At 63.1% G+C, this 11218-nt stretch carries 8 protein-coding genes; 7 read left to right on the top strand and 1 reads right to left on the bottom strand.

What is annotated here, in order from left to right; genetic code table 11:
- The 7 genes from nuoL to WC739_RS12975 form a co-directional block, all read left to right on the top strand.
- Positions 1-1656, top strand: a 1656-nt coding sequence (gene nuoL, locus WC739_RS13005) for an NADH-quinone oxidoreductase subunit L (protein WP_372953440.1), incomplete at its 5' end; no start/stop codon positions are given.
- Complete coding sequence (locus WC739_RS13000; protein ID WP_372953439.1) at positions 1656-3161, top strand: NADH-quinone oxidoreductase subunit M; 1506 nt, start codon at positions 1656-1658, stop codon at positions 3159-3161. The genes nuoL and WC739_RS13000, both read left to right, overlap by 1 nt.
- Positions 3162-3180: 19 nt before the next feature.
- Entirely contained in the window at positions 3181-4617 is a 1437-nt protein-coding gene (nuoN, locus tag WC739_RS12995; RefSeq protein ID WP_372953438.1) for an NADH-quinone oxidoreductase subunit NuoN, read from the top strand.
- A 5-nt stretch (positions 4618-4622) separates the two neighbouring features.
- Complete coding sequence (locus WC739_RS12990) at positions 4623-5444, top strand: biotin--[acetyl-CoA-carboxylase] ligase (protein ID WP_372953437.1); 822 nt, start codon at positions 4623-4625, stop codon at positions 5442-5444.
- Positions 5445-5560: 116 nt separating this feature from the next.
- Positions 5561-7231, top strand: coding sequence for a ribonuclease J (locus WC739_RS12985; RefSeq protein WP_372953436.1), 1671 nt, complete (start codon positions 5561-5563; stop codon positions 7229-7231).
- A gap of 101 nt (positions 7232-7332) precedes the next feature.
- A complete protein-coding gene (mce, locus tag WC739_RS12980) occupies positions 7333-7737 on the top strand; it encodes a methylmalonyl-CoA epimerase (RefSeq protein ID WP_372953435.1) in 405 nt (134 codons plus the stop codon).
- A complete protein-coding gene (locus tag WC739_RS12975) occupies positions 7734-8018 on the top strand; it encodes a DUF1467 family protein (protein WP_372953434.1) in 285 nt (94 codons plus the stop codon). The genes mce and WC739_RS12975 overlap by 4 nt, the downstream gene beginning before the upstream one ends.
- A 500-nt stretch (positions 8019-8518) precedes the next feature.
- On the opposite strand, the gene WC739_RS12970 is transcribed toward WC739_RS12975, so the two are convergent.
- Positions 8519-11017 carry a caspase family protein gene (locus WC739_RS12970; protein ID WP_372953433.1) on the bottom strand — a complete coding sequence of 833 codons (2499 nt, stop codon included), beginning with the start codon at positions 11015-11017 and terminating at the stop codon, positions 8519-8521.
- Positions 11018-11218 lie beyond the last annotated feature (201 nt).

Genomic DNA, 11218 nt, shown 5'->3' with positions numbered 1-11218 from the left:
CACGACCCGAACCGGCCGCGCTTCTTTGCCTATCTGTCGCTGTTCACCTTCGCCATGCTGATGCTGGTGACGTCGGACAATCTGGTGCAGATGTTCTTCGGCTGGGAAGGGGTGGGCCTCGCGTCCTACCTGCTGATCGGCTTCTGGTACAAGAAGCCGTCGGCCAACGCCGCGGCAATAAAGGCCTTCGTCGTCAACCGCGTCGGCGATTTCGGCTTCGCGCTCGGCATTTTCGGCGTGTTCGTGCTGTTCGGATCCGTGAATCTCGGCACCATCTTCGCCAATGCCGCGACCTTCATCCCGGCTGAAGGCGCGCCGCAAGGCGCTGCCGTGCTGACCTTCCTCGGCCATGCGCTGGACAGGCAGGGGGCCATGACCGTCGTCTGCCTGCTGCTGTTCATGGGTGCCATGGGCAAGTCGGCGCAGGTACCGCTGCACACCTGGCTGCCGGACGCCATGGAAGGTCCGACGCCGGTGTCAGCGCTGATCCACGCCGCCACCATGGTGACGGCCGGCGTGTTCATGCTGGCGCGGCTTTCGCCGCTGTTCGAGCTGTCGCATTCGGCGCTGACGGTGGTGACATTCATCGGCGCCTTCACCGCGTTCTTCGCGGCGACCGTCGGTCTGGTGCAGAACGACATCAAGCGCGTCATCGCCTATTCGACCTGCTCGCAGCTGGGCTACATGTTCGTGGCGCTCGGCGTCGGCGCCTATGGCGCGGCCATTTTCCACCTGTTCACCCATGCCTTCTTCAAGGCGCTGCTGTTCCTCGGCTCGGGCTCGGTCATCCACGCCGTCTCCGACGAGCAGGACATGCGCAAGATGGGCGGCCTGCGCAAGCTGATCCCGACCACCTACTGGATGATGGTGATCGGCACGCTGGCGCTGACCGGCGTCGGCATCCCGGTGACGGTCATCGGCACCGCCGGGTTCTTCTCCAAGGACGCCATCATCGAAAGCGCCTTTGCCGGGCACAATTCGGTTGCCGGCCTTGCCTTCGTGCTGTTGGTCGTCGCCGCCTGCTTCACCTCATTCTATTCCTGGCGGCTGATCTTCATGACCTTCCATGGCAAGCCAAGGGCCAGCCACGAAGTGATGCATCATGTCCATGAATCGCCGCCGGTGATGCTGGTGCCGCTGTTCATCCTGGCGGCGGGTGCGCTGTTTGCCGGCATCATCTTCCACAACTCCTTCATCGGCGAAGGTTACGCCGAGTTCTGGAAGGCGTCGCTGTTCACGCTTCCGGACAATCATATCCTGCACGAGATCCATGAACTGCCGCTGTGGGTCGAACTGTCGCCCTTCATCGCCATGATCGTCGGCTTCGCGCTGGCCTGGAAGTTCTACATCCGCTCGCCGGAGATGCCGGTCAATCTCGCCGCCCAGCATCGCGGGCTCTACGCCTTCCTGCTCAACAAGTGGTATTTCGACGAGCTCTATGACTTCCTGTTCGTGCGGCCGGCCAAGCGCCTCGGCACCTTCCTGTGGAAGACCGGCGACGGCACCATCATCGACGGGATCGGGCCGGATGGCATTTCGGCGCGCGTCGTCGATATCACCGACCGTGTCGTCAAGCTGCAGACCGGCTACCTCTACCATTATGCGTTCGCCATGCTGATCGGCGTTGCCGCACTCGTCACCTGGATGATGCTCTGATGACCGCCTGGCCAATCCTCTCGCTGGTCACCTTCCTGCCGCTGGTTGGTGTGCTGCTTATCCTGTTCATCAGGGACGACAGCGACAATGCACGCCGCAACATCCGTGCCATCGCGCTGCTGACGACGACGTTCACCTTCATTGTCTCACTGTTCATCTGGACCGGTTTCGACAATTCGCAGGCGGGCTTCCAGTTCGTCGAAAAGGTCGCCTGGCTCGACTCCGGCATCTCCTATCACATGGGCGTCGACGGTATCTCGATGCTGTTCGTCATCCTGACGACATTCCTGATGCCGCTCTGCATCCTGGCCTCTTGGGAATCGATCGAGAAGCGCGTCAAGGCCTACATGATCGCCTTCCTGCTGCTCGAAACGCTGATGATCGGCGTGTTCTGCGCGCTGGACATCGTGCTGTTCTACGTCTTCTTCGAAGCCGGCCTGATCCCGATGTTCATCATCATCGGCGTCTGGGGCGGCAAGCGGCGCGTCTACGCCTCGTTCAAGTTCTTCCTCTACACGCTGGCCGGCTCGGTGCTGATGCTTCTCGCCATCATGGCGATGTTCTACCAGTCCGGCACGACCGACATCCCGACGCTGTTGACGCATAATTTCCCGGCCAACATGCAGACATGGCTATTTCTAGCCTTCTTCGCCTCCTTCGCGGTGAAGATGCCGATGTGGCCGGTCCACACCTGGCTGCCCGACGCGCATGTCGAGGCACCGACGGCTGGCTCGGTGATCCTGGCCGGCATCCTTTTGAAGATGGGTGGGTACGGCTTCCTGCGCTTCTCGCTGCCGATGTTCCCGCTGGCGTCCGAAATGTTCGCGCCACTGGTCTTCGCGCTCTCCGTCGTCGCCATCATCTACACGTCGCTGGTGGCGCTGATGCAGCAGGACATGAAGAAGCTGATCGCCTATTCGTCCGTCGCCCATATGGGCTTCGTCACCATGGGCATCTTCGCCATGAACCAGGAAGGCGTGCAGGGCGCCATCTTCCAGATGCTGAGCCACGGCCTCGTCTCCGGAGCCCTGTTCCTGTGCGTCGGCGTCATCTATGACCGCATGCACACGCGTGAGATCGCGGCCTATGGCGGCCTGGTCAACAACATGCCGAAATACGCCACCGTGTTCCTGATCTTCACCATGGCCAATGTCGGCCTGCCGGGGACATCAGGCTTCATCGGCGAGTTCCTGACCATGCTCGGCGTGTTCCGGGTCAACACCTGGGTGGCGTTCTTCGCCGCCTTCGGCGTCATCCTGTCGGCAGCCTATGCGCTGTGGCTCTACCGCCGGGTGATCTTCGGCGCGCTGACCAAGGACAGCCTCAAGGGCCTGCTCGACCTGTCGACGCGCGAGAAGGTGATCATCTACCCGCTCGTCGTTCTGGTCATCTTCTTTGGCGTCTATCCCGCGCCCGTCTTCGACGCGACGGCCGAATCGGTCAAGTCGCTCGTCACCAATGTCACTGCATCCATCGGCGCCGCGCAGACCGCGGCGGCGAACTGACCCAGGGGTTTTGCGAACCATGACGCCGGACCTTTTCGCCAGCCTGTCGCTCTCGACACCGGAGCTGATCCTTGCCGTCGGCGCGCTCGCGCTGTTGATGGTCGGCGCCTATTCGCGTGCCAACACCAGCACCCTGGTGACCGGCCTGGCGGTGGCCGTGCTGGTGGTCGCGGGCGCCTGGATGATCTTCTACACCGGTCAGGGCAGCGCCTACGGCAATGCCTTCATCCAGGATTCCTTCTCACGCTTCATGAAGGTGCTGGCTCTCGTCGGATCGGCGGTGACGCTGCTGATGTCCGGGCGGTTCGCCAAGGCCGAGCATTTCGACAAGTTCGAATATCCGGTGCTGGTGCTTTTGTGCACCCTGGGCATGATGCTGATGATCTCGGCCAACAGCATGATCGGGCTCTATCTCGGCCTCGAACTGCAGTCGCTGGCGATCTATGTGCTGGCGGCGATCCATCGCGACAATCTGCGTTCGACCGAGGCCGGCCTGAAATACTTCGTTCTCGGAGCGCTCTCGTCGGGCATGCTGCTCTATGGCATCAGCCTGGTCTACGGCTATACCGGCAACACCGGCTTCCAGGAAATCGCGTCCGCGCTGGGCAGCGGCGAGCGTCAGCTTGGCCTCGTTTTCGGCCTCGTCTTCGTTCTGGCGGGACTTGCCTTCAAGATATCGGCGGTGCCATTCCACATGTGGACGCCCGACGTCTATGAGGGCGCGCCGACGCCGGTCACGGCCTTCCTGGCGGCTGCGCCGAAGATGGCGGCGATGGCGCTGATGGTGCGGGTCACCATGGGCGCGTTCAAGCCGATCGCGTCCGACTGGCAGCAGATCATCGTCTTCATCTCGATCGCCTCGATGGTGCTGGGCTCATTCGCGGCCATCGGCCAGACCAACATCAAGCGGCTGATGGCCTATTCCTCGATCGGCCACATGGGCTATGCTCTGGTCGGGCTCGCCGCCAACAGCGAGGCCGGCGTGCGCGGCGTCGCCATCTACATGCTGATCTATCTGGTGATGACGCTCGGCACCTTCGCCTTCATCCTCGCCATGCGCCGCAAGGAAGGCAATGTCGAGCAGATCAGCGACCTGGCCGGCCTGTCGTCGACCAATCCGATCATGGCGACGATCCTGACCATCCTGATGTTCTCGCTGGCCGGCATTCCGCCGCTCGCCGGATTCTGGGGGAAATGGTACGTCTTCCTGGCGGCCATCAATGCCCATCTCTACGCGCTGGCGATCATCGGCGTGCTGGCCTCGGTGGTGGGTGCCTATTACTATCTGCGTATCATCAAGATCATGTGGTTTGACGAGCCGGTCGGGGGCTTCGTGCCCATGGCCAGCGAACTGCGCCTGGTGCTCGGCGTCTCCGGCGCCTTCGTGCTGTTCTATGTGCTGATCGGCGGCCCGATCGGCACCTATGCCGAAGCTGCCGCCAAGACATTCTTCTAGACGGCATGGCGTTTCGGCTGGCTCCAACCTCGGCATCGGAAGGGTTCCGGCTCGAGGCCCATGACAGTATCGGCTCCACCAACACGGTGGCGCTCGACCATGCCAGGGCCGGAGATCCCGGAAAACTGTGGGTCGTTTCCAGCAAGCAGGAAAGCGGGCGCGGGCGGCGCGGACGCGTCTGGGCGACGCCCGAAGGCAACCTGGCCGCGACGCTGCTGGTCATCACCGCCGGCGAACTGCGCCTTGCCGCGACAATGGGCTTCGTGGCCGGGCTGGCGCTGGCCGACGCGCTCGACGCCGTGGTGCCGAAAGGGCGTATCGCCATTGGCGTCGACGGTGCAAGCGCGAGCAAGAACCGTTTCGAACTGAAATGGCCGAACGACGTGCTCGCCTCCGGCGCCAAGCTGGCCGGCATCCTGCTGGAATCGGCTGTCCTCGACAGCGGTCGCTTCGCCGTTGCCGTCGGCATCGGTGTCAATGTAGTGGCATATCCCGAGGATTTGCCCTATCCCGCCACATCGCTACGGGCATTGGGTGCTGCATGCGACGCAGAAACGCTGTTCCTGGCGCTATCGGATGCCTGGAGCGAGAATATCCGGCTGTGGGATGAAGGGCGTGGCCTTGCCGCCGTCAGGCGGCGCTGGCTGGCGCGCGCGGCGGGCCTGGGCGGCGAGGTTGCTGTCAGAATTGACGGCAATGTGGTGCGTGGCGTGTTTGAAACCATTGACGAGGACTGTCGTTTCGTGATCCGCGACGATAAGGGTTCGGTTCAAACGATCGCCGCCGGCGACGTGCATTTCGGCGCGGTCGCGTCGGCCGGGGCCTAGGGCCGTTCAGGAACGGCTCTACCTCTTTGTATTTGCGCAATTCGCGACGGAAATCGTTAAACAGTTTTCGCGCAGTTGCTTTTATTGGCTGGCCCGGGGCCAGGAAGGACAAAATCATGGCGCAAGCGGAAAACGCCGAACTCGTCTTCGTGCCGCTCGGTGGCGTCGGCGAGATCGGTATGAACTTCGCCCTCTACGGCTATGGCCCGCCCAGAGCGCGGGAGTGGATCGTCATCGATGTCGGCGTGACGTTTCCAGATGCCAGCCTGCCGGGCGTGGACCTGGTGCTGCCCGATACGCGCTTCATCGAGGAGAACCTTGCCAATCTGCGCGGCATCATCATCACCCATGCGCATGAGGACCACTATGGCGCGCTGCTCGACACCTGGCCGAAGCTCAAGGTTCCGGTCTGGATGACACCGTTCAGCGCCGGATTGCTGGACGCCAAGCGACAGGGCGAGCATGGCGCACCAAAAATACCGGTGACGATCTACAGACCAGGCGAGACTTTCACGGTCGGGCCGTTCCAGATCGAGGCCATTCCCGTGGCGCACTCGATTCCCGAGCCGATGTCGCTGGCGATCACCACGCCCGCGGGGACCGTCATTCATACCGGGGACTGGAAGATCGACCCCGAGCCGACGATCGGACCCAAGACCGACGAGGCGCGCTTTCGCGCCTATGGCGACAAAGGCGTGCTGGCGCTGATCTGCGATTCCACCAACGCGATGCGGGAGGGGGACTCACCGTCGGAAGTGGCGGTGGGCCAAGGCCTCAAGGGTGTTATCCAGGCCGCCAAGGGCCGTGTCGCCGTCACCACTTTCTCCTCCAATGTCGGCCGCATCGTCTCGATTGCCAGGGCGGCGCGCGACGCCGGCCGGCAATGCCTGGTGCTCGGCCGTTCGCTGAAGCGCGTCATCGATGTCGCCGGCGAACTCGGCTACATGGACGGCCTGCCGGAGTTCATCGCCGAGGAGGATTTCGGGTTCATCCCGCGCGAAAACCTCGTCATCATCTGCACCGGCAGCCAGGGCGAGCCGCTGGCGGCTCTTGCCAAGCTGTCGCGCGATGAGATGAAATCGGTGTCGCTGACAGCCGGCGATACCGTGGTGTTCTCCTCGCGCACCATTCCCGGCAACGAGAAGGCAATCCTCGAGATCAAGAACCGGCTGATCGATCTCGGCATCAAGATCATCGAGGATGGCGACGCGCTGGTGCATGTCTCCGGCCACCCGCGCCGCAGCGAATTGCGCAAGATGTATGAATGGGTACGCCCGCAAATCGGCGTTCCGGTGCATGGCGAGGCGGCGCATCTGGTGGCCCAGGGGTCACTGATGTCGATGTCCGGCATCGGCCAGGTTGCGCAGGTGCGCGACGGCGACATGCTGCGGCTCGCTCCCGGCCCGGCCACCATCATCGACCAGGTGCCGTTCGGCCGCATCTACAAGGATGGCCGGCTGATCGGCACCGACCAGGCCATGGGGATCCGCGACCGGCGCAAGCTGTCCTTCGCCGGTCATGTCGCGGTCAATGTCGTGCTCGACGACAAATACGAGCTTGCCGGCGACCCTGATCTGGTCGCCATCGGCGTTGCCGAGGCCGATGCGCGCGGCGACACGCTCGAGGACCTGATGATCGATGCGGCGGTCGGCGCGGTGGACTCAATTCCCCGTCAGCGTCGAAGAGACCTCGACCTGGTGCAGGAAGCGGTGAGGCGCGCCGTCCGCGGCGCCGCCAACGAAGCCTGGGGCAAGAAGCCGCTGGTGACGGTGTTCGTCACGCGGTGACGAACGGGGGAATGGGGGAGTAAAGCAGTAGGGCAGTAGGGAAAAATGAGCCGTTTGCTTCTTCTGTCTTGTTTTCCCTATTGCCCAAAGCGGAGCGCTCTATGCTCGGACGATTGAACCATGTCGCACTTGCAGTGCCGGATCTGGCGGCGGCCGTTGCCGCCTATCGCAACACGCTCGGCGCCGAAGTGACCGAGCCGCAGGCGCTGCCGGAGCACGGCGTGACCGTGGTTTTCGTCAATGTCGGCAACACCAAGATCGAGCTTCTTGAACCCCTGGGCGAGGGCTCGCCAATCGCCGCCTTTCTCGACAAGAACCCTTCCGGCGGTATGCATCATCTCTGCTACGAGGTCGCCGATATCCTGGCCGCGCGTGACCAGCTCAGGGCTTCAGGCGCCCGCGTGCTGGGCGACGGCAACCCGAAGACCGGGGCGCATGGCAAGCCGGTGCTGTTCCTGCACCCGAAGGATTTCTTCGGCACGCTGATCGAACTGGAGCAATCATGAGCTGGGTTTCGTTCACGGCGCTGTTTTTCGCGACATGGTGGGTCGTCCTGTTTGCCGTGCTGCCATTCAGCATCAAGACGCAGGACGACGATCAAGATGTGACGCTGGGCACGGTTTCGAGCGCGCCGCGCGGGTCGCACATGCTGCGCGCCGTGCTGCGCACGACTGTCGCCACGACGATCCTGATGGGGATCTTCTATTGGCTGACGCATGTGTTGGGATACAGCCTCAACGACATCCCCCACATCGTCCCCGAATTCGGCCAAACCTCGGCGAAATAGGCGGCCGGTAAAGCGATTGTCTCACCGTCTGGAGCTATGCGCCGCGCTGGGCAATGTAGCTCCGTCTTCAGCTCGGACAGATGCTGACCCAAGGTAAAGCGGTTTGGCAACTTGCCGCGTTAAGCAGGTGATTGCACAAAAAAAATGCAAGGCACAAGGCCTTGCAATTTAAACGCGTCCGATCTGTTTCCGGTTTCCGGCGGCAGCGAGTAACCGCGCCTAGATCGCATCCTCCCAAGACTTTGACCGCGTAGGAGAGCAGATTTTTCTCTGCTCTCTCGGTTATCAGGGCACATTAGCCTAACGTGGAGGAAAATGTCACGAAGAATTTTGCCTCTAAACAGGCATTCTCGTGCTGCACTGCACAATAGTGTGGCAGCCTTTGCTTGGGAAACGATCATTAACATCGGCGCGGCCTTTGCCAGACTTCCCGCATCGGCATGCCTGGAGAATTGGAGCGCCGAAACCAAAGACATCGTGCCGTCTCGCCCTCGGCTGGTCTATTTCGCGAGGCCGGAACCAGCCATCGCTTTCTCGACCATGGCGATCCAACCCGCGTTGACGCCCGGCAGGCGTCCCTCGGATTTCAGGCCGGTGAGCATGGCCAGCGCGGCCTCGAGATTTGTCGACGGATCAACCCCGACGATAGCCAGCTTGTAATGGCTGTAGGCGGCATCGAGCGTGCGCTGTGCATTGCCCGGGTCGGCTTGCAACTGGGCCTTGGCGATGCCGAAACCGGCTTGATACTCAACGGCGGCGCCGGCTTTGTCGCCGTTGTTCATCAGCACGTCGCCGATCCGGTTGTGGCTTACCGCAAGGTCGCGCTGCCATTCGGCATTGTCGGGGTCGAGTTCGGCCAGGTATTCGGCAACGGCTTGCGCGGAACGATGGTTCGCGAGGGCGCCATCGAAGTCGCCGGCCTCGTTGCGTGCATCGGCGACCTTGCCCAGTGCCAGTTCGAGGTCGCGCCGCCACAATGTGTTGGCGGGGTCCCGCGTCACCAATTGGCGCCCGATCTCGACACTGCGCTGGTAAGGCTCGAAAGCCTTGTCGTTGTGCCCGGTCAACCGCCGCAGGTCGCCGATGGCGTTGAGGCTGACGCTGATATCGCGTTGCAGTTCCGCTTCGTCCGGCATCTTGCCTGCCAGCGCCTCCGTGATCCGCAGCGATTGTTCATATTCGGCGAGCGAGCTTTCCAGGGCATTGGTCAGCATGAGCGCCAGCCCGACCTTGGAATGGCTGACGGAAAGGTCTCTCCGAAAGCCGTCATCGTCCGGCGCCTGCTCGACCAGGAATTCGGCCAACTTGAGCGCCGAGCGGTAGTTCGCCAACGCCCCGGGCCCGTCGCCCGAAACCCGCATGGCATCGCCGATGCGATTGAAGCAGACGGCGTAGTCGCGCAGGTACGCAAATGTCGGCTCCTTTTCGAGGATAACCTTCATCGTGGCGAGCGCCTGCTGGTAAAGCACGATCGCGCCGGCGATGTCGCCGACCGCCATCTTGACGTCGGCAACCTTGTTTTGCGCCACGACAAGGTCGCGCTGGTGGTCGATCTTGCCGGGGTCGGCGGCCGCGCGTTTCTCGGCGGAACGGACCATGGCATCGTAGGCCGTGCCGGCTTCCCGCAAATGGCCGACAGTGGTTTCCAGCGTGCCGATCAGTTCCCAGGACAGGGTCTGCTGGTAGCGGGCGTCGTCCGGTATGTCGAAACCCTCGACATCGGCGTAGAGCGCCACCGCCTTGCGGTAGTCGTCGAGGGCGAGGTCGTAGCGCAATTGCGCGCGCGAGGCGCCGCCCGCGAGATAATGCGTCGTTGCCTCCGACAGCGTACGCTCGATGAAGCGGGCCTTCAGATCGTCGCGCGACTTGCCGTCGATATCCGCCGCCTTGCCAAGCAGCGCACGCGCCTCGTCGAACGAGCCCAGTGCCAATTGGGCTTCGGCCTGCTGGCGCAGCGCCGTCGCCTGTGGATCGGAGGAGGCGAAAGCGCGCAGATCGGCCTGGACCTTGGTGAAAGCATCGGCCGCCTCCTGGAGCTTCTGCCGCCGCAGCGTCGGCTGCATCGCCTTGCCGTCGGAGGTGATGAGCGCGGCATAGAGGGGCGCCAGCGGCATGTCGGCGTTCGCCGCCACCGCCTCGACCTCGACGCGCAGGTCCGGCGTGACATCGGCCATCGCGAGCAGCAGACGATCGCGCTCGGGCAGGGCGTCCTTGCTTGCCTTAGCGGCGAAGAAAAGCCGCGGCAAGCCGCTCTCGACATAGGGAAGCTGTCTGCCGCGCGACAGGTCGTAGACCTGCTGCTGAACCAGCGTCAGCACGGAGCGTATCTCCAGCCCGTCCGTCGGCAGGAATTTGGCCAAGGCGGCGGAAAACTCGGAATTGCCGGACGCGCCGTCCGATGCGGTCTGTCCGGGCGCCGCAGAAAAGGCAAACAGCACGTTTTCCGCCCGACCCATGCGCCCGAGCCCTGGCTTGACGGTTGCCTTCACTTCTTGCGTGAGGGGGACCACGCCGCGTCCTTCGCCGGACTGGCTGTCTCCGGATTGGCCAAAAGGATCCGTTCGGCAAGCATCGAGCACGACGAGACCGATCCTGCCGACAGCGGCGACGGTCTCGCGCACCTCCTCGAGAGGAAGGGTCGTGGCCTTCAGCCGGTCCAGCGACGACGGGTCCGCATCGATCGGCAGAAGACGGTTGTCGCCCGCGATCTCGACGCCATGACCGGAGAAATAGATCAGCGCGACATCGGCGCCGGCCGCATCATCGCGAAAGTCGTCCAGCGCGCGGCGCATGCGCTTCAAGTCACGGTTTGCTTCGCTGGTGACGTCGAAACCGAGTTTCTTCAGCGCCGATTCGATCGTGCGGCTGTCGTTTACCGCGTTTTTCAGGGGACGCGCGTTCCGGTAGTCGTCGGCGGCCAGGATGAGCGCGACCCGCCGCTCGGCATGGGCCGCCGAGACGAAAAAGATCGCCAGCATGACTGCCAGGTAAAAGCGCAATGACCCAATCCACCCGAAGCCTACAAGTCCCATGGCCGCGCCGCGCATGCAAGCCGGCGCGCCAGGATCAAGGGACGTGAAAGATCGCGGGCGCGAAGGCGTCGATGTGCCGCCTTCGCCGGGTTCCCATTCCGCCATGAAATGGCTATGAAGCCGGGTCAAGCAAGCCGAAGTCGCGTCGATTCTGACGCGGCCCTCCTC

It is taken from the genome of Mesorhizobium sp., from assembly GCF_041661565.1.
Classification (GTDB): Bacteria; Pseudomonadota; Alphaproteobacteria; order Rhizobiales; family Rhizobiaceae; genus Mesorhizobium.
This window is presented reverse-complemented; position numbering and strand designations above follow the sequence as displayed.

Excerpts from the sequence above, each read along its gene's own strand:
- WC739_RS13000 (WP_372953439.1), top strand. The coding sequence starts at position 1,656 with ATGACCGCCTGGCCAATCCTCTCGCTGGTCACCTTCCTGCCGCTGGTT.
- nuoN (WP_372953438.1), top strand. The coding sequence starts at position 3,181 with ATGACGCCGGACCTTTTCGCCAGCCTGTCGCTCTCGACACCGGAGCTG.
- WC739_RS12990 (WP_372953437.1), top strand. The coding sequence starts at position 4,623 with ATGGCGTTTCGGCTGGCTCCAACCTCGGCATCGGAAGGGTTCCGGCTC.
- WC739_RS12985 (WP_372953436.1), top strand. The coding sequence starts at position 5,561 with ATGGCGCAAGCGGAAAACGCCGAACTCGTCTTCGTGCCGCTCGGTGGC.
- mce (WP_372953435.1), top strand. The coding sequence starts at position 7,333 with ATGCTCGGACGATTGAACCATGTCGCACTTGCAGTGCCGGATCTGGCG.
- WC739_RS12975 (WP_372953434.1), top strand. The coding sequence starts at position 7,734 with ATGAGCTGGGTTTCGTTCACGGCGCTGTTTTTCGCGACATGGTGGGTC.